16 protein-coding genes are annotated in these 17,524 nt (G+C 66.3%); 10 read left to right on the top strand and 6 right to left on the bottom strand.

The window, feature by feature from the left end:
* Positions 1 to 4 precede the first annotated feature (4 nt).
* The 3 genes from G0A00_RS20320 to G0A00_RS20310 all read left to right on the top strand — a co-directional run bounded on the left by G0A00_RS20320 (position 5) and on the right by G0A00_RS20310 (position 2,894).
* Positions 5 to 2,113 carry an FG-GAP-like repeat-containing protein gene (locus G0A00_RS20320; protein ID WP_164214239.1) on the top strand — a complete coding sequence of 703 codons (2,109 nt, stop codon included), beginning with the start codon at positions 5 to 7 and terminating at the stop codon, positions 2,111 to 2,113.
* 183 nt (positions 2,114 to 2,296) lie between these two features.
* On the top strand, positions 2,297 to 2,554 hold the full coding sequence (locus G0A00_RS20315) for a type II toxin-antitoxin system ParD family antitoxin (protein WP_164214238.1): 258 nt from the start codon (positions 2,297 to 2,299) through the stop codon (positions 2,552 to 2,554).
* Positions 2,544 to 2,894 (top strand): type II toxin-antitoxin system RelE/ParE family toxin, encoded by a 351-nt coding sequence (locus G0A00_RS20310; RefSeq protein WP_164214237.1) that lies wholly within the window; start codon positions 2,544 to 2,546, stop codon positions 2,892 to 2,894. The genes G0A00_RS20315 and G0A00_RS20310 overlap by 11 nt, the downstream gene beginning before the upstream one ends.
* Positions 2,895 to 2,974: 80 nt before the next feature.
* Here the strand turns inward: G0A00_RS20310 and G0A00_RS20305 are convergent, their stop codons facing one another.
* The gene (locus G0A00_RS20305) at positions 2,975 to 4,252 is read right to left on the bottom strand and encodes a solute carrier family 23 protein (protein WP_164214236.1); all 1,278 of its coding nucleotides are present in this window, start codon (positions 4,250 to 4,252) and stop codon (positions 2,975 to 2,977) included.
* A gap of 280 nt (positions 4,253 to 4,532) precedes the next feature.
* On the opposite strand from G0A00_RS20305, the gene G0A00_RS20300 reads away from it, so the two are divergent.
* Positions 4,533 to 6,506 (top strand): DUF3604 domain-containing protein, encoded by a 1,974-nt coding sequence (locus G0A00_RS20300; RefSeq protein WP_164214235.1) that lies wholly within the window; start codon positions 4,533 to 4,535, stop codon positions 6,504 to 6,506.
* 123 nt (positions 6,507 to 6,629) lie between these two features.
* Here G0A00_RS20300 and G0A00_RS20295 read toward each other — a convergent pair whose 3' ends face one another.
* From G0A00_RS20295 to G0A00_RS20285, 3 genes are read right to left on the bottom strand one after another with little or no spacing between them, the layout of a single operon-like run.
* Entirely contained in the window at positions 6,630 to 7,325 is a 696-nt protein-coding gene (locus G0A00_RS20295; RefSeq protein ID WP_164214234.1) for a FadR/GntR family transcriptional regulator, read from the bottom strand.
* 57 nt (positions 7,326 to 7,382) lie between these two features.
* Positions 7,383 to 8,429 (bottom strand): four-carbon acid sugar kinase family protein, encoded by a 1,047-nt coding sequence (locus tag G0A00_RS20290; protein ID WP_164214233.1) that lies wholly within the window; start codon positions 8,427 to 8,429, stop codon positions 7,383 to 7,385.
* Between the two features lie 34 nt (positions 8,430 to 8,463).
* Positions 8,464 to 9,582: an iron-containing alcohol dehydrogenase family protein gene (locus tag G0A00_RS20285; RefSeq protein ID WP_164214232.1), complete on the bottom strand. Its 1,119-nt coding sequence runs from the start codon at positions 9,580 to 9,582 to the stop codon at positions 8,464 to 8,466.
* A 458-nt stretch (positions 9,583 to 10,040) separates the two neighbouring features.
* Here G0A00_RS20285 and G0A00_RS20280 point away from each other — a divergent pair, with 458 nt between their 5' ends.
* From G0A00_RS20280 to pdxA, 6 genes are all read left to right on the top strand, one after another.
* Positions 10,041 to 10,496: a tripartite tricarboxylate transporter TctB family protein gene (locus G0A00_RS20280; protein ID WP_066112113.1), complete on the top strand. Its 456-nt coding sequence runs from the start codon at positions 10,041 to 10,043 to the stop codon at positions 10,494 to 10,496.
* Between the two features lie 44 nt (positions 10,497 to 10,540).
* Positions 10,541 to 11,497, top strand: a complete 957-nt coding sequence (locus tag G0A00_RS20275) for a tripartite tricarboxylate transporter substrate binding protein (RefSeq protein ID WP_164214231.1) — start codon at positions 10,541 to 10,543, stop codon at positions 11,495 to 11,497.
* A 138-nt stretch (positions 11,498 to 11,635) separates the two neighbouring features.
* Positions 11,636 to 13,120 (top strand): tripartite tricarboxylate transporter permease, encoded by a 1,485-nt coding sequence (locus G0A00_RS20270; RefSeq protein WP_066112119.1) that lies wholly within the window; start codon positions 11,636 to 11,638, stop codon positions 13,118 to 13,120.
* Between the two features lie 12 nt (positions 13,121 to 13,132).
* A complete protein-coding gene (locus tag G0A00_RS20265) occupies positions 13,133 to 14,020 on the top strand; it encodes a dihydrodipicolinate synthase family protein (protein WP_164214230.1) in 888 nt (295 codons plus the stop codon).
* Positions 14,020 to 15,000 (top strand): phosphoglycerate dehydrogenase, encoded by a 981-nt coding sequence (locus tag G0A00_RS20260; RefSeq protein WP_164214229.1) that lies wholly within the window; start codon positions 14,020 to 14,022, stop codon positions 14,998 to 15,000. The genes G0A00_RS20265 and G0A00_RS20260 overlap by 1 nt, the downstream gene beginning before the upstream one ends.
* Before the next feature lie 35 nt (positions 15,001 to 15,035).
* Entirely contained in the window at positions 15,036 to 16,025 is a 990-nt protein-coding gene (gene pdxA, locus G0A00_RS20255) for a 4-hydroxythreonine-4-phosphate dehydrogenase PdxA (RefSeq protein WP_066112128.1), read from the top strand.
* 54 nt (positions 16,026 to 16,079) lie between these two features.
* Here pdxA and G0A00_RS20250 read toward each other — a convergent pair whose 3' ends face one another.
* Positions 16,080 to 16,655 carry a hypothetical protein gene (locus G0A00_RS20250; protein WP_164214228.1) on the bottom strand — a complete coding sequence of 192 codons (576 nt, stop codon included), beginning with the start codon at positions 16,653 to 16,655 and terminating at the stop codon, positions 16,080 to 16,082.
* 197 nt (positions 16,656 to 16,852) lie between these two features.
* Complete coding sequence (locus G0A00_RS20245) at positions 16,853 to 17,170, bottom strand: hypothetical protein (protein WP_164214227.1); 318 nt, start codon at positions 17,168 to 17,170, stop codon at positions 16,853 to 16,855.
* Positions 17,171 to 17,524 lie beyond the last annotated feature (354 nt).

Genomic DNA, 17,524 nt, shown 5'->3' with positions numbered 1-17,524 from the left:
GTTCATGCCCGCTGCCCTGTCGCAGAGTTCCGTCTTTTCCTTCCCCGACTTCAGCCCCACCGCCACGTTGAGCCTTGGCCTCACCGAAGCCGAGGCGCTGAGTATCGGTGCCGGTTTTGCTGTCGCCTCGAACCCGCATCCCTCGGGCGATGCCTATCTGCAGGCAACCGGCGCAAGCGCGCAGGCGGGGGGCGTTTTTGACGGTGTTGCAGGGCTTTACGATCTGACAGTGGCCTATTTCGACGAGACCGACGGGGTCTCGATGATGGAAGTGCTGGTCAATGGCACGGTGGTCGCGAGCTTTGACTGGGACAGCACCACCGGCGATGCCATCGTCACCGCCGCCTCCAAGGCCGACTATACGGTCACCGGGCTGGTGCTGGCACCGGGCGATGTGATCGAACTGCGCGGCGCGCGGGACGGCGGCGAGCCGCTGCGCACCGACTATGTGGAGATCTCTGCCGCCGCCGCCCCATCGCTTGGCGAGAGCTTTGTGATCGAGGCCGAGGATCTGCAGATCGTCTCGGGTTTTAGCGTGCGATCGAACGGCGCGGCCTCGGGGCGCGAGATGCTGCAGCACACCAGCGGCGACGAGGCGCGCGCCAGCTACAGCGTGCAGCAGTCCGGCAGTTTCGATCTGACCATCGGCTATTTCGACGAGACCGATGGCGTCTCGTGGCTGCAGGTGCTGGTCAATGGCGCGGAAGTGGCGAGCTTTGACTGGGACGGGACCGGCGGGGCCAGCATCGCCAGCCGCGCGAGCCTTGTGGAAGAGGTGATCGAAGGGCTGGCGCTGGAGGCGGGCGACACCATTGAACTGGTGGGGCAGGGCGATGGCGGCGAGCCGCTGCGCGTCGATTATCTGCAGTTCACCAGTGTCGAGCCGGGATCCAGCGGCCCCCGCGCTCCGGCGACGCTCGATCTGTGGTACATGCGCGACGGCGAGGTCTATGTGGCGCTGAACGATGGCAGCGGCGGTTTCACCGAACTGGCCACCGGGGTCACGCCGGATGGCACGCTGCGCGCGGTGGACATGGATGGCGACGGCGATCTCGACTTTCTCGACGTGGCGGTTGTCGATCCCTTCCCGCTGCCCGAGGCCAGCTCTCCGGCGGATGAGTTCATCTTTGAGGTGGTGACCACCGTCTATGAGAACGACGGCAGCGGCGGCTTTACCGAGACCACCAGCGACAGCACCAGCTTCGTTGCGGGGCTTTACGGCTATCCCGCTTCGGTGGTCGACCGGCTGTGGGAGATCCTGCTGACCGGCGACGCCGGGGATATCGACGGCGATGGCGATGTGGATTTTGCCGCGGTGTCGTTCATCGCGGGCAGGATCATGATCTTTGACAACGCCGGGGACGACACGTTCAACCTGATCGAACTGCCGGTGCCGGACGAGATCTATGACCTCAGCCAAGGCGGCAATTTCGCTGGGCTCGCCGATATGAACGGTGACGGCAAGCTCGACCTGCTGCTCAACGTCGCGTGGGAGTTCAGCAATACGCTGGTGATGATCAACGACGGTGCGGGCGGCTTCGATCCGGTGGGGCGCTATGGTGGGAGCGACGATGGCAACAGCACCGAGATCCCTGCCGACCTCGACGGCGATGGCGATCTGGATGTGCTCTATGTGGCGATCAGCGATGGCGGCGGCATCTACACCTATATCAACGATGGCACCGGCGCGCGGGACGCGGCGGCGTTCGCCCCCACGTTCCCGGATGGCGAGCTCAACGGCGTCGGCTTTCTGCAGATCGGTGACTATGACGGTGACGGCAAGCTCGAGATGGTCGGCGCGAGCATCGAAGACGTCTCTGAGGGGCTCGATGCAGGGCTGCGGGTGTTCGAGTTCCCGCTCGAGGAAGGCGAGCTGTCGATCGAGGTGGCCTCGCTCGATCCCAGCCTTGCGGGTGAGTTGACCGCGCAGGGTGATTTCGACGGCGATGGCGACATTGACCTGATCCTCGTCGCCAAGGCGAGCGCCGACACGTTTGTGCTGATCAACGACGGGACGGCCAGTTTCACCGCCGTGCCCACCGGGCTCGATGCGTTCTCGAGCAGTTACCCAATTTTGTACGCAGGCGAGCTTGGAGATCTTCTCGTCGCCTGACGCGGAATGCGGGGACCCTGGTCGCGGAACTGGGGACCACGCGGGGACGGGGGCACCGCACCCCCGGGAAACCGGTCGCGCAGCGCGCGGCCGGTCTTCTTTTGCGGCCTCGGGAGAGGCTGGCGCGTTGACCGCGGCAGGTTTGCGTCCATATACTACCCAGTAGCATAAGAGGGCCCCAGCATGAGCGTCAAAGCCTCTATCTCTCTCACCGAAGCGCAAGATGCCTATGTGCGCAGCCTCGTGCAGGTCGGGCGGTTTCCGTCGGTCAGCGCGGCGCTGCAACATGGGGTCGAGCTGATGCGGCAGGAAAGCGAACAGGCCGAGGCGCTGCGGCAGTTGCTGGATGCGCGGCGCGCCGGGGCTTTCGTGGCGCTGGACGAGGGGCGCGCGGGGACCGAGGCGATGATCGCCCGCAAGCGGGCCGAGCGTGGCCTATAGGGTTCTGCGGGCGGCGGCGGTCGCGCGTGATCTGGAGCTGATTTTCGATTTCATCGCAGGCAGCGCCGAGGCGCTTGGCGAGCCTGTGGAGGCGGCGTTCGAGATCGCCGAGCGGCGGCTGGCGGCGATCCTTGCGGCGATGGAAGGCTTGGGGCAGGCACCGCATCAGGGCACCCGGCGGCCCGAGTTGGGCACGGCGCTGCGCCATGTCACCAAAGAGCGGGCGATCTTTTATTTCGATGTGGATGATGCGGCCGAAGAGATCCGCGTGCTGGCGGTGTTCTTTGGCGGGCAGGACCACGATACGCGCATCCTGCTGCGGCTTTTGGGGCGGGGCTGAGCCGTTTTCTTGCGGCGCTTTGGTGAGCCGCTTTGGTGGGGGGCTCCGCGCAGCGCCGGGCCGCGCGGAGCGAGAGGGCGTCAGGCTTTGCGGCCAAGGCCCAGCAGTTGGTAAAGCAGCAGCGCGGTCAGCGTCGAGGTGCCGATGCCGCCCAGCGAGAACTGCCCGATGTGCAGGGTGAAATCCCCGGCGCCGAAGATCAGCGCGACACCGGCGGTGAAGAGGTTGCGCGGGTCCGAGAAGTCCACTTTGTTCTCGATCCAGATGCGCGCCATGGCCGAGGCGATGAGCCCGAAGACCGCCACCGAAAGCCCCGCCAGAACCGGCGCGGGGATGGTCTGCAAGAGCGCGCCGAACTTTGGCGAGAGGCCGAGCAGGATCGCGGCGAAAGCGGCGATCACAAAGACCAGCGTGGAATAGACCTTGGTCATCGCCATGACACCGATGTTCTCGGCGTAGGTGGTCACCCCGGTGCCGCCGCCCGAGCCCGCGACCATGGTCGCCAGACCGTCGGCCAGAAAACCGCGCCCGATGTAAGGGTCCATATCCTTGCCGGTGATCGCGCCGAGCGCCTTGATGTGCCCGAGGTTCTCGGCGACCAGCACGATCGCCACCGGGGCGATGAGGGTGATGGCCGACCAGTGGAATTCGGGCGTCTGGAACTTCGGCAGACCGAACCAAGCGGCTCCGGCGACCGCAGAAAAGTCGATCGGCGTCATCAGGCCCATGAGGTTGCCCAGCACCAGCACCAGCGCATAGCCAAAGAGCAGCGCCAGCAGCACCGACAGCCGCCGGGTGCGGGAATGGCCGTAGCAAGAGACCATCGCCATACACAGCACCGTCAGCAGCGCCACGCTGAGGTGCGAGGGTGTGGGCGAGCCGAAGGCGTTCAGCTGGTCCACCGCCACCGGCGCGAGGTTGAGGCCGATGGCGATGCCGATGGTGCCGGTGACCACGGGCGGCATCAGCCGCTCGACCCAGCCATAGCCGACCGCCATGACGATCAGCCCGATCAGCGCGTAGAGCGCGCCGCAGGCGATGATCCCGCCAAGCGCATGAGCGATGGTCGCGCCCTCCTGTCCGGTCACCGCCAGCACCACCGCGATGAAGGCGAAGGACGAGCCGAGGTAGCTGGGCACCCGCCCGGCGGTGATGATGAAGAACAGCAACGTGCCGATGCCCGAGAAGAACACCGCCACATTGGGATCGAACCCCATGAGGATCGGCGCGACGATGGTCGAGCCGGACATGGCCAGCAGGTGCTGAATGCCCATCGGCACCGAGGCCGCGCCGGGCAGCCTCTCGTCGGGCATCACCTCCGCGCCGGTGGTGCTGCGCCATTTGGGGAAATACGACATCTCTCTCTCCTCGGAAGCCTCGCGTTGGGCGCGGCCATAGCGCCTTTTGCGGGCAAAAGGGAATGGTCGATGCCCGTAGGGCTGTCTTGCGCCAAGCGGCGCTCATGAGGTGTGTGGCACGGTGGGGGAGGGGGGGCTCAGGCGGCGCGGAATCACCCAGTCATTGACCGCAGTCATTGCGCGGCCTTTCGGGGGGCGTAGCCTGCGTGGGCAGCTGCGTCAGGGGCGCGAGGCCGCCGCCGCGCATCGTGGCATCGTGCAGCCAAGGGAGGAGAGCGCCATGAGTGAGCCATCGACCCACCCCAGACGCCTGAAAAGTCCTGACCTGAAAAGTCCTGAGCTGAAACTCCCCGCCGCGCTGCTGATTGCCGCGCTGCCCTGCGCCGCAGCGGCGCAATTCGTGCCATCCGAGGAGTCGATCACCGAGCTCTACCACGGCAAGACCTATTCACCCTACGCGCAGCGCGCCTTTCCAAGTCAGGTGTTCTGGGGCGACACGCATCTGCACACCGCGCTCTCGGTCGATGCGGGGCTGTTTGGCAATACGCTGGGGCTGGAGCCTGCCTATCGCTTTACCCGCGGCGAAGAGGTCACTTCGGCCACCGGGCTGCCGGTGAAGCTGGGTCGTCCGCTCGATTGGGTGGTCATCGCCGATCATTCCGACATGATGGGCTTTTCCATCGACCTCGCCGCCGGGGCGCCGAACATCCTTGCGGTGCCCGAGGGGCAGGCGTGGTACGACGGGCTGCAGGCGGGCGGACAGGAGGCCGCCGATGCGGCGCTCGATCTCATCACCACCTTCGCGCAGGCCGAGCTGCCCGAGCAGTTCCTCGAGGATTACGCGCCGGGCTCGAAGGTCTATAACACCGTCTGGGGCGACGTCATCGAGGCCGCCGAGCGGTTCAACGATCCGGGCAATTTCACCGCCTTCATCGGCTATGAGTGGACCTCGCTCGACAGCGGCAACAACCTGCATCGCAACGTGATTTTCCGCGACGGCGGGGCCAAGGCCTCGCAGGTGGTGCCGATGGTCACCCAGCCGCCCTATGGCAGCACAGATCCGCTCGACCTCTATCAGTACCTCGAGGATTACGAGGCCAAGACCGGCGGCTCGGTGCTGGCGCTGTCGCACAATGGCAACCTGTCGAACGGCATCATGTTCCCCTTCGAGCAGCAGTTCACCGGCAAGGCGATTGACGAGAATTACGTCGAGAAGCGCGCCAAATGGGAGCCGCTCTATGAGGCGACGCAGATCAAGGGCGACGGCGAGGCGCATCCGCTGCTCAGCCCCGATGACGCCTTCGCCGACTATGAGACATGGGACGTGGGCAACCTCGATCTCAGCGCGGCCAAGACCGACGAGATGCTCAAATACGAGTATGCCCGCGAGGCGCTGAAGATGGGGCTGCAGCTGGAAGAGAAATTCGGCACCAACCCCTATAAGTTCGGCATGGTCGGCTCCACCGACTCGCACACCTCGCTGCCCGCCATCGAAGAAGAGAACTTCTTTGGCAAGGCGGCCTCGGCCGAGCCCTCGCCGACACGGATGGAGCATCCTTTCGCCAAATCCGACAAGGGCACCTTCGAGGGCTACCAGCTGGTGGCCTCGGGGCTGGCGGCGGTCTGGGCCAAGGAGAACACCCGCGAGGCGATCTTTGACGCGATGGAGCGCAAGGAGGTCTATGCCACCACCGGCCCGCGCATGATGCTGCGCTTCTTCGGCGGCTGGGAGTTCACCGAGGACGACCTGCGCTCGCGCCAGCCGGCCTTTATCGGCTACGAGAAGGGCGTGCCCATGGGCGGCGATCTGCGCGCCGCGCCCGAGGGGGCCGAGGCGCCGACCTTCATGGTCTATGCGCTGCGCGATCCGATTGGCGCCAATCTCGACCGCATCCAGATCGTCAAAGGCTGGATGGATGCCGCGGGGGAGAGCCATGAAAAGGTTTTCGACGTGGCGTGGTCGGACGGGCGCGAGATGGATGCGAACGGGATGCTGCCCGCGGTGGGCAATACCGTCGATATCGCCGCGGCCACTTGGTACAACACCATTGGTGCGTCAGAGCTTGCCACGGTCTGGACCGACCCCGAGTTCGATCCGGCGCAAAAGGCGTTCTACTACGCGCGCGTGCTGGAGATCCCGACGCCGCGCTGGGTGGTCTATGACGCGCAGCGCTTTGGCGTGGAGATCCCCGAGGCCGCCGAGACCACCGGACAGGAACGCGCCTACGGCTCGCCGATCTGGTACACGCCGTAACTTCAGGCTCCCGACCCCCGGTCCGGAGGTTTCGGTCCGGGGGTTTTCTGGGGCGTCCCGTGTCAGCCGCGGGCGCCCCTTTTTCTGTGCGGGTTTAGGCGCGGGTTTATGTGCGGCGTCGGCTCAGCGCAGCGACAGATCCAGCAGCCCGCCGCCGAACAGCCGGTCGCGCGAATGCTCGAGGTGGATGCGCATCTCGGCGCGGGCGCGCTCGGGGTCCTGCGCGCGGATCGCCTCATAGATGCGGGTGTGTTCGGCCAGCACCTCTTCGAGCCCCTTGCGCCCGTCGTTCATCAGCGACTCGCCGTGCAGCTTCATCCCGACGTTCACATGGTCGCGCAGGGCGCGGAAGGTGGCCTCGAAATACTGGTTGTTCGAGGCGCGGGCGATGCTGCCATGGAACATGAAATCCGCGTCCTCGCGGTGCTGCAGCGATCCGGTGGCGGCGCGCAGCAGGTCCAGCGCCTTTTCGATCTCGCCCAGAAGCTCGGCGTTGCGGCGCTCGGCGGCCAGCGCGGCGGCCTCGGTTTCGAGATTGATGCGGAACTCATAGCAGCGCTGGATGTCGGCCAGCGTCTCGACCTTGGAAAAGCCCAGCGGAGCCGGGGAGACATTGGCGCGCACGAAGCTGCCCGCGCCCTGACGCGAGACCACCATGCCCTCTTCGCGCAGCTTTTCCAGCGCGGTCCGCAGCACCGGGCGCGAGACGCCGAATTCCTCGGCCAGCTGCATCTCGGCGGGGAGCTTTTCGTTGGCGGGATACTCGCCGTTGACGATCCGCGCGTGCAGCGAATGATACACCTTGTCCGCAAGGGGCATTCGCGTCTTCGTTTTGCCTGTCGCCATCAGCCCTGCCTCGTCCTGAGCGTAAAGGGATTAGTCGCTTGCCAGCATTTTTACAAGTTTGACCAACGTGTCGGGGGCGCCGAAGCCGCCGGATTTGGTCACTAGCGTGAATTTATGGCCGCTGGCGGGGCGCGAGACCGGCACACCGGGCAGAGCCTCGCCCAAGACGTCCAGTTGTCCGATCCCCAGATCCGCCAGCAGCGCCGCGGCGCTCTCACCGCCGCAGGCAAACAGCGTGGCGGGCTGCAGATGCGCCTGCGCCGCGGCGATGGTGCGGGCAAAGGCGGCGCCCGCCTCGGCACCGGGGATCACCGTCTCGCCCGGCGTCATGCGGATCACCAGCAGCGGCGCCTCGGCGGGGCCGGGCAGCGCGGGGCTGGCACCATTGGGCGCGTTCAGCAGCGGCACGTCTTGCAGCGCCTCGAGCTGCGCGCCGGTCACCGGATCGCGCGAGCCGATGGCCAGCAGGGCAGGGCGGGTGAGCGGCAGCGACGCGGAAGCGGCGGGTGTAGGCGCGTCGGGGTGTGGCCAGAGCCGGGTCGCCAGCGCCTCGGCCAGACCTGCGGCCCCGACCAGAACGGCCCCCTCCAGCGTGTCGGGCAACTGCGCGTCCAGATCCTCGGCGCTGCGGGTGTCGGGCACGGCGACGGTGCGGCCAAGGCGCGGGGCGATGGGAATGGGCGTGTCCACCCCCGCGCCGGTGACCGCGCCGCCAAGGCAGTGCCGCCCGAGCTTGGGGATCGCCGGGTTGACCACCAGCGGCGCGCCGGGGGCCGCCAGCTGTGCCAGTTCCGCGCCGATATGGCCCTTGAGGCGGCTGTCGATCTTCTTGAAAAGAATGCCGTCTTGGCCCGACAGCGCGCCCGCCACCTGCCGCGCGATTTGGATCGCCTCGGCCTCCGGCCCGTCGCGGGTGCCGGTGGCCACGGCGATCACCTCGGCCTCGGAGGCCAGCGCCTCGGGCAGATCGGCCGGGCGGCAGGCGACCCGCACCCGCGCGCCACGCGCCGCGAAAGTGGCGGCGCTGTCGAGCGCGCCGGTCAGGTCGTCGGCGACGATATGCACCCGTTTGCGCATCTCTCCTCCCTCGATGCCCTTGACCCCGCGCCGGTCAGTAGGCGCGGCGGTAAATCTCCTCGATCTCTCCGACCGACAGATCGCGCGGGTTCCAGTCGAGCAGGCGGCGGATCGCATGCGCCTCAACGGCCATGGACCCCAGATCATCCTCGGCCACCCCATGCGCGCGCAGCCGCATGTCGAGCCCAAGCGCGGCGCAGAAGGCGGTGGCGCCCTCGCGGATCGCGGCTTCGCTGCCCGCCTCGAACCCCAGCGCCTTGGCGATCAGCGCGGTCTTTTCCGGCTGCGCCTCGGCGTTTGCCGCAAGAACATGCGGGAAGATCAGCGCGTTGGCGATCCCGTGCGGCAGTTTGTAGCGGGTGCCAAGCGGGTAGCTGAGCGCGTGGCCCGCGGTGGTGTTGACCGGCCCAAGGCAGATGCCGCCATAAAAGGCCGCCAGCGACAGGCCGGCGCGGGCCTCGGTGTCACCGCCGTTCTCGACGGCGCGGCGCAGGTAGCGGCCCACCAGTTCGATCCCCTGCAGCGCATAGCCGTCGATCAGCGGATGCGCGCGTTTCGAGGTGAACGCCTCGGCGCAATGGGCCATGGCGTCGACGCCGGTGGCGGCGGTCACATGCGCGGGCACGCTCATGGTCAGATCGGGGTCGATGATCGCCAGATCGGCCAGCATATGCGGGCTTTCGGTGGCGATCTTGCTGTTGGTGGCGGGGTCGGTGACCAGCGCGCGGGTGCCAACCTCGGATCCGGTGCCCGCGGTGGTGGGGATCTGCACGAGGCCAACCTTGCGCGCGGGGGCGCGGTTGGGGCCGCTGATCTCGGCAAGGCCAAGCGGCTGGCCGACCATCACCGCCACCAGCTTGGCCAGATCCATCGCAGAGCCGCCGCCGAAGCCGATCACCAGATCGGCGCCGCCCGCCGCCGCGACCGCCGCGGCAAGGTTGTCGCTGTCGGGCTCGGGCACCACGGTGCCGAAGCAGCCAACCTCGCCCAGACCAAGCACCGAGAGCCGCGCGGCGTTGACCGGATCGGCCACCACGAAAGGCGCTTTATAGCCCGAGGCGGCCACCCAGTCGGCGAGCTTTTCCAGCGTGCCGCTGCCGTAGTGGATCAGCGCGGGACGGCGCAGTTCAATCGGGGTGGTCAGGTCATGCATGGCGGGGTCCTCCTCTGGGTGCGCGGTCGCGCCCTTGATCGTTTGGGGCGCGGCTGTGGTCGTCGTGGCGCGCCCATGTTCTTGCGTGTGGTCTTGCGTGTCCGAGTCGCCGCTGGCGCGGGGCCGCAGGCTCGCTTGGGCTCAGAACTGGCGTAAGTTTTACAAGTTGTCAAATAGTAACTTTGGCGGGATCGCGGGCGCGGCGCCTATCCCAAAAGAGCGATCGGTCGCGGAAATGTGAGATAATCAGCGGTTATATCGCGTTTTTACTGTGTGTTTGGGGTCGGGTGACAGCCTGAGATACCCGCCGCCATGGGCGTTTCTGCAGAATTTTTCAGTTTATGAATTGACATGTTGTCATCTCGCCTGCATTTTGCCCGACAAGTTCCGGCCATGTTGCAGGCGGGTTGCGACGCGGCCCCGCGACCAGGGCCCGCTGTCCAAGGGAGGAGTGGCAGATGATCCTACGCGAGCAAAAGGCAGATCTCTGGATCGGCAGCGGCCTGCTGCTGTTCTGCGGCTTCGCCGGCTGGCGCGCCACCTACATCAAGCAGGGCTTCAACTCGAGCGCCGCCGGACCGAGCTTTGTGCCGTGGCTGGTGATCGGCCTCGTTTCGGTGCTGTCGGTGCTGCTGATCGTGCGGGCGCTGCGTGCCGAGCATGACCCCGAGACCGACATCACCATGCCCGGCAAGCGCACGCTGGCCGCCATGGCGGGCTTTACCCTGCTGATGATCTGCTACGCCGTGGCCTTCATGCCGGTGGGCTATCTGCCCTCGACGCTGGTTGCCTTCATCGTCGGGCTGATCCTGCTGGGCGAGCGCAATTGGCTGCTCGTGGTGCTGTTTCCCGTCGGCATGACGCTGGCGATCTACTTCGGGTTCACCGAACTGCTGTCGGTCTGGCTGCCCTAGGCGCGACCGACCAAACACAACCATACTGAAGGGAGGAAGACTTCATGCTCAAGACAACACTCATCGGGGCCGCTCTGGCCACGGCAACTGCGGGTGCGGCGCTGGCCGCGGATTTCCCCAAGCGCCCGGTTCAGGTCGTGGTGCCCTATTCCGCGGGCGGCTCGACCGACCTGTCGATGCGCGTGGTGGCCGATGCTTTCGAGCGTCTGAAAGACGGCCAGATGGTGGTGCGCAACCAGCCCGGCGGCGGCGGCGCGATCGGCTCTTCGGCGGCGATCCACGCCCGCGCTGACGGCTACACCCTTGGCGCAGGCGCGCAGGGTCCGCTGGTGATCAAGCCGCTGATCGGCGGCACCGACTATCAGCTCGACGACGTGGAATTCATCGGTCTTTATGCCCGCTCGCTGCAGGTCATGGTGGCCTGCGCCGATGCGCCCTTCGCCGATTACGACGCCTTTATCGAGTACGCCAAATCGGGCAAGCCGCAGGTCGGCAACTCGGGCGCTGGCGGCGCGAACCAGATCTCGGCCGAAGCCTTTGCCGATGCCGCGGGCATCAGCATCGAGTCGGTGCCGTTCAACGGCTCGTCCGAGGCGCGCACCGCCTGTATCGGCGGCCATATCGACGCGATGGTGGCCTCGCCCGCCGAAGCCAAGGCGGCCTCGGAGTCGGGCCAGATGACCCCGCTCTTCGTGATGGAAGACGAGCGCATCGACCTCTTCCCCGACACGCCCACCGCGGTTGAAAAGGGTGTCGATTTCACCTGGTCGTCGTGGAAAGGCCTGATCGGCCCGAAGGGCATGGACGAGGAAACCCTCGCGTGGCTGCGCGGCGCGGTTCAGGAGCTGGCCAATGATGAGGAGTTCAAAAAGACCCTCACCGACATGGGCGAGTTCGTGACCTATGAGGATGGCGAGGCCTTCGAGGCCCGTGCCCGCAAGGACATGGAAACCACCCGCGCCGTGCTTGAGAAACTCGACATGCTCGGCATGAACAACTGACGCGGCGCCGGGCGCGCCCCGGCACCCGTCCCCGGACCGGGGCATGCTGTGCCCCGGTCCCTGCCTTTCCCAGCCGCCGGCAGCGGCCTATCCACTCAGCCGCCGGCAGCGGCGGACCCACTCAGCTGCAGGGTTGTCATGGACACAATCGCCTTTCTCGCACCTCTCTTCGAGCCGCAGGTCCTGCTGACCATCGCGCTTGGAACCTTCGGCGGTCTGGTCATCGGCGCGCTGCCGGGGCTCACCGCGACGATGGGGGTGGCGCTGCTGATCCCGCTCACCTTCGGCATGACGCCGGTGATGGGTCTCAACATGCTGATCGGCATCTATATCGGCGGCATCTACGGCGGCTGCGTCTCGTCGATCCTGCTGCGCACCCCGGGCACCCCGGCCTCGGCGGCGACGGTGCTGGATGGCTATCCGATGGCGCAAAAGGGCGCGGCGGGCCGGGCGCTTGGTATGGCGACCATCGCCTCGACCATCGGCGGGCTGATCGCGGCGGTGGTGCTGGCGACGCTGGCGCCGCAACTGGCGGGCATCGCGCTGAAGTTCGGCGCGGCGGAATATTTCGCGCTGGCCCTCTTTGGCCTGACGATCATCGCCTCGCTGTCGGGCGATCTGCTGAAGGGCGCGATCTCGGGGCTGCTGGGCATCCTGATCTCGACCGTCGGCGCCGATCCGATCTCGGGCGTCATGCGCTACACCTTCGACATTCAGGGCTTTGCCTCGGGCTTTGCCTTCACCCCGGCGCTGATCGGCCTGTTCGCGCTCTCGGAAGTCTTCACCCAGATGGAGCGGATCGCCGTGGGCGAAGAGCCGATCAAGAGCGCCACCGGCCGCTGGCCGACCCGCGCCGAGATGTCCGAGAGCAAGGGCGCGCTGATCCGCGGCTCGCTCATCGGCACGCTGATCGGCATCGTGCCGGGCACCGGCTCGGGCACCGCCTCGTGGATTTCCTACAATGAGACGCGCCGCGCCTCGAACACCCCCGAGAAATTCGGCACCGGCTACGCCCCCGGCATCGCCGCCACGGAATCGGCCAACAACGCGGTCTGCGCCGCGGCGCTGATCCCGCTGCTGGCGCTTGGCATCCCCGGAGACGTGGTGACCGCCGTGCTGATGGGCGGGCTGCTGATCCAAGGGCTCGCGCCGGGACCGATGCTGTTCCAGACCAACCCTGATGTGGTGGTCGGCATGTTCGGCGGCACCTTCATCGCCACCATCTTCATGTTCATCTTCGGCATGGCGCTGATCCCGGTCTTCAGCCGCATCCTGATGATCCCGCGCCGTCTGCTGGCGATGTCGATCGTGGTGTTCTGCTTCATCGGCGCCTTCTCGATCAACCTCAACCCGGTCGACCTTTACACGATGGTGGGCTTTGGCGTGCTGGGCTGGGGGATGCAGAAATTCGGCTTCAGCCAGGCGGCGCTCTGTATCGCGCTGATCCTCGGGCCGCTGCTGGAATCCAACCTGCGCCGCGGTCTGCTGCAGAACGACGACAACGTGCTGTCGTTCATCTCGACGCCGATCACCCTGCTGTTCCTCGGGCTCACTGTCCTTTCGGCGGCATGGCCCTTCATCTCGCGCGCGATCGTTCGCAAGCGTGCCGCGCAACACCAATAATCAGGAGAACGCATGAGTTCGCAAAAAGAAGCCTTCGTCGCGCTGGTCACCTGCTTCAACGACGATGAGACGATCAATTACGAGGCCACCCGCGCGCAGGTGCGCCGTCAGGTCGCCGCTGGCAACAACATCATGTGCGCGGGCACCAACGGCGATTTCTCGGCGCTGACCTTCGACGAGAAGGTGAAGCTGACCGAGGAGGTCGTCGCCGAGGTGGATGGCCGCGCCAAGGTCATCGTCAACGCCGGGATGCCCGCGACCTTCGAGACCGTGGCGCTGTCGAAAGAGTTCGACCGCATCGGCGTCGATGGGATCGCGGTGATCACGCCGTTTTTCATCGCCTGCACCCAAGACGGTCTGATCCGCCATTTCACCACCGTCGCCGATGCGGTGAGCACGCCGGTCTATCTTTACGACATCCCCGCGCGCACCCAGAACCACATCGAGCCCGAGACCGCGCGGGCGCTGGCCAAGCACCCCAATATCGCGGGTATCAAGGACAGTGGCGGCGCGCAGGAAACGCTCGAGCAGTATATGGCCGTGGGCCGCGAGGAAGAGGCGTTCGACGTCTATTCCGGCCCCGACCATCTGGTGCATTGGGCGTTCCAGAACGGCGCCAAGGGCGCGATCTCTGGCCTTGGCAACGTCATGCCCGAGGTGCTGGCGCGGATCGTCACTTGCTTCAACGCCGGCGACGAGGCGGGCGCGGCGGCGGCGCAGGAGACCTATGGCAGCTTCCGCACCGATCTTTACAAGCTGGGCTATCCGCCTGCGCTTGTGAAGCGCGCGCTGTGGGTGATGGACCCTTCCGTCGGTGCCTCGCGCCAGCCCGCGCTGCTGCCCGACCCCGAGCAGGACAAGCAGATCGAAGCGATCCTGCGCAAATACGAGCTGATCTGATGGCTGGCCCTAAACCCGTTGTCGTCACCACCTCGCCGGGCTTTGGCAAGCATGGCCGGGTGCCCGAGCTGATCGCGGCGCGCGGCTGGGAGTTCATCCGATGCACCGACACCAGCAAGCCCGACGGCGGCCTGTCCGAGCATATCGCCCGCGCCGACGCGCTGGTGGTGGGCCTTGTGCCGGTGAGCGCCGAGACGCTGGCGCAGGGCCAGAACCTGCGCGCTGTGGTCAAACATGGCGTGGGCGTCGACAATATCGATATCCCCGCCTGCACCGCCGCGGGCCTGCCGGTCTGCAACACGCCCGCCGCCAATGCCGACGCGGTGGCCGAGCTTGCGGTGGGGCTGATGTTCTCGATGGCGCGCTGGATCCCGCAGGGCCACGGCTCGGTCACCTCTGGTGGCTGGGAGCGGCGCATCGGCACGCAGCTGGGCGGCAAGACCCTCGGCATCGTCGGCCTTGGCAATATCGGCAAGCGGCTGGCAAAGCTGGCGCTGGGTCTGGGGATGACGGTGGTGGCCACCGACAAATACCCCGATGAGGGTTTTGCCGCAGAGCATGGCGTCAGCTTCCTGCCGCTCGAGGATCTGCTGGCGCGGGCCGATTATGTCTCGCTGCATGTCTTTGGCGGCGAGGGCAATGCCGCGCTGATCAATGCCGAAACGCTGACGCTGATGAAACCGGATGCCAAGCTGATCAACCTCGCCCGCGGCGAAGTGGTCGATCTTGACGCGGTGGCCGCGGCGCTGGAGGCCGGAACGCTCGGCGGAGTGGCGATCGACGCCTATGTCTCCGAGCCGCCGGATGTGTCGCACCCGGTGTTCGCGCATCCGAACGCGGTCTTCACGCCGCACTCCGGGGCCGATACCAAGGAGGCGCTGGAAAACGTCGGCCTGATGGTGATCGAAAGCCTCGATGCGCTGTTTGCCGGGGACATGCCGCCGCGCTGTCTCAACACCAAGGAACTGGCCGCCCGCTGACGCGGCCTGCCCCGAACACTCGCTGGAGGGACGTTATGTCCGACAAACCGATTGTCATCACCATGGGCGACCCTTCCGGGGTTGGCGCCGAGGTCACCGTCAAGGCCATGGCCGGGCTCTCACCGGCAGAGCGCGCCCGCTACGCCGTGATTGGGGACGAGGACACGCTGCAGCGCGCGATCCGCGCCTGCGATCTCGATCTGGCGCTGCGCCCGCAGGGCAGCGGCCCCGAGGCGGCGCTGCAGGTCATCCATGTGCCCGTGGACGGGCTGCCCGGCAGCTTCGGCGTGCTGTCGGAGGCCTGCGGCGAGGCCTCGTTCCAATACATCAACAAGGCGGTCGAGCTGACGAGCTCGGGCGCGGCCTCCTGCATCGTCACCGCGCCGATCAACAAGGCGGCGCTGAACGCCGCGGGCCATCACTACGACGGGCACACGGGCATGCTGGCGCATCTCACCGGCTGCAAATCAAGCTGGATGCTGCTGGCCTCGCCGACGCTCAACGTGCTGCACGTCTCGACGCATGTGTCGCTGAAGGATGCGATCACCCGCGCCACGCCCGAGCGGGTGCTGGAGACGATCCGCGTCGGCCACAATCACCTGCGCCGCATGGGGCTGGAAAACCCGCGCATCGCGGTCGCCGGGATCAACCCGCATTGCGGCGAGGGTGGGCTTTTTGGCAGCGAGGACGACAAGCAGATCGCCCCCGGCGTCGAGATGGCCAAGGCCGAAGGCATCAACGTGCAGGGGCCGATCTCGGCCGATACGGTCTATCACCGCGCCAACACCGGGGCCTTCGATCTGGTGATCGCGCAGTATCACGATCAGGGCCACATCCCGATCAAGCTGATCGCCTTCGACACGGCGGTGAACGTCTCGCTGGGGCTGCCGATCGACCGGTGCTCGGTGGACCATGGCACCGCCTTCGACATCGCGGGCAGTGGCAAGGCCAACCACGTCAACATGCTCGCCGCGCTGGATTACGCGGGCAAACTGGCCGCCGCCAAGCGCAAGCTCGCCGCCTGATCTTGTGTGCAAGGTCCGTCGCTGCGCCCGTCACCGGATGGGCGCGGCGGCGGATCAGCGCTTTGCGCCGACGATCCGCAGCCAGCGAAAGATCAGCATCAGCGCAAAGGTGGTGACGATCAGCCCGATCAGATCCCCCAGCGCATAGACCGCCAGCACCGCGAAGGAATGATTGGGCAGCATGTAGCCCGAGAACACCAGCGACTGGCCCACCGAATTGATCACCGAGGCCAGCGTGCCCGCCAGCAGCAGCCACTTCCAGTGGATCTCGCGCTGTTGCCGGGCATAGAGCCGGTATCCCGCCCGCGCCAGCGCCTCGAAGGCAAGCAGCGCCGAGGCCGCGCCGATGGCGATCGACAGCAGGATCACCGGGTCGGTGGCGCTGCTGATGTCCGCCGGGGTGAACAGCGCTTCGGACAGGAAGGCGCCGATGCACAGCGGCACAAAGGCGATGCGCCCCATCAGCCATGTGGACAGCACGCGCACCCCATGCGGCAGATAGACGAGGCTGGCAAAGGCGGTGATGTCCGGCAGCACGCGCGATTGCAGCGGTGTGATCAGCACCGCCGTAAGCCCGTGGGCAAGGATGTAGGCCAAGGCCACAACCGCAATGTTCAGAAGTTTCGTCACGTCCGGGTCTCAGAGGGTAAGCGCGCAGGATGCCAAGGCTCGGTTCACCCTCGGTAAGGCATCGAAAGGTAACGCGCAATTCTCTTCGACGTGGCCGTCGGGACAGGCCGCCTTTGCGCGATTGCGCGGGGCGCGGTCTGAGGAGCTAGGCCAGTCCCTCAGAGCGGTCCCTTAAAGCAGCCTTTTAGGGCAGCCCGCTAGGGCAGCGGCAGGGGCGAGCCCACCAGATCGCTGCGCACCACGTAGGATTTCGCCTTGGTGTCTGCGGCGCGTTCCAGAAACCCGCGTTCCAGCAGCGTGCGGATGGCGCGGTAAAAGGTCGCCTGCGCGGCGGGACGCACCAGCGCATGCTCGCGGATCTGCTCGGAGCTGATGACATCGCCCGGACGCTCGCACAGCCCATGTGCGGCCAGCAGCACGTCGCGCTCGAAGCGGCTGAGGTCCTCGAGGCCGACATCGCGCTCGAGTTGCCGAAGCATTTCACGCAGTTGCAGAATTGAGCTGAGCTTGTCCATGGCGCCATTGTTCCTACAGCCCGCGCGCGACGTCAACAAATGTCACGGTCGGGCCAGAACTGAATTTATCAAAATGATAATCTCTTGGCGAGCCTGCCCACCCATGCTACCGGTAGAACGCGGCGTCATTTAGTCAGTGTTTTGTTAAATGGTTTCCGGAGTGGGAAGCGCCGCACCCTATTTCAGGACCTTTCGCCTTGGTGGCTGTTTGGCACCAAGGCGTTTTGTCTTTTTGGGGGGCGTCTTGCGCGCCCCCCAATGCCCGCAGCGGTTACATAATGCGCATTATCCGTGCCGTGGCGTGTAGCGGCAAAGCTAAAATGTCACCCATGAACAATTCAGGAATGTCACTCT

The organism is Salipiger sp. PrR002 (genome assembly GCF_010500775.1).
Lineage (GTDB): Bacteria > Pseudomonadota > Alphaproteobacteria > Rhodobacterales > Rhodobacteraceae > Salipiger.
The sequence above is the reverse complement of the archived record's forward strand: the minus strand, read 5'-3'. Positions and strand labels throughout refer to the sequence as shown.

What these genes read in the sequence shown, in the direction of transcription:
- G0A00_RS20305 (WP_164214236.1), bottom strand. Translation starts at nt 4,252, where the DNA reads ATGTCGTATTTCCCCAAATGGCGCAGCACCACCGGCGCGGAGGTGATG.
- G0A00_RS20290 (WP_164214233.1), bottom strand. Translation starts at nt 8,429, where the DNA reads ATGCGCAAACGGGTGCATATCGTCGCCGACGACCTGACCGGCGCGCTC.
- G0A00_RS20275 (WP_164214231.1), top strand. Translation starts at nt 10,541, where the DNA reads ATGCTCAAGACAACACTCATCGGGGCCGCTCTGGCCACGGCAACTGCG.
- G0A00_RS20280 (WP_066112113.1), top strand. Translation starts at nt 10,041, where the DNA reads ATGATCCTACGCGAGCAAAAGGCAGATCTCTGGATCGGCAGCGGCCTG.
- G0A00_RS20285 (WP_164214232.1), bottom strand. Translation starts at nt 9,582, where the DNA reads ATGCATGACCTGACCACCCCGATTGAACTGCGCCGTCCCGCGCTGATC.
- G0A00_RS20295 (WP_164214234.1), bottom strand. Translation starts at nt 7,325, where the DNA reads ATGCCCCTTGCGGACAAGGTGTATCATTCGCTGCACGCGCGGATCGTC.
- G0A00_RS20265 (WP_164214230.1), top strand. Translation starts at nt 13,133, where the DNA reads ATGAGTTCGCAAAAAGAAGCCTTCGTCGCGCTGGTCACCTGCTTCAAC.
- G0A00_RS20245 (WP_164214227.1), bottom strand. Translation starts at nt 17,170, where the DNA reads ATGGACAAGCTCAGCTCAATTCTGCAACTGCGTGAAATGCTTCGGCAA.
- G0A00_RS20270 (WP_066112119.1), top strand. Translation starts at nt 11,636, where the DNA reads ATGGACACAATCGCCTTTCTCGCACCTCTCTTCGAGCCGCAGGTCCTG.
- G0A00_RS20260 (WP_164214229.1), top strand. Translation starts at nt 14,020, where the DNA reads ATGGCTGGCCCTAAACCCGTTGTCGTCACCACCTCGCCGGGCTTTGGC.
- G0A00_RS20320 (WP_164214239.1), top strand. Translation starts at nt 5, where the DNA reads ATGCCCGCTGCCCTGTCGCAGAGTTCCGTCTTTTCCTTCCCCGACTTC.
- G0A00_RS20315 (WP_164214238.1), top strand. Translation starts at nt 2,297, where the DNA reads ATGAGCGTCAAAGCCTCTATCTCTCTCACCGAAGCGCAAGATGCCTAT.
- G0A00_RS20300 (WP_164214235.1), top strand. Translation starts at nt 4,533, where the DNA reads ATGAGTGAGCCATCGACCCACCCCAGACGCCTGAAAAGTCCTGACCTG.
- pdxA (WP_066112128.1), top strand. Translation starts at nt 15,036, where the DNA reads ATGTCCGACAAACCGATTGTCATCACCATGGGCGACCCTTCCGGGGTT.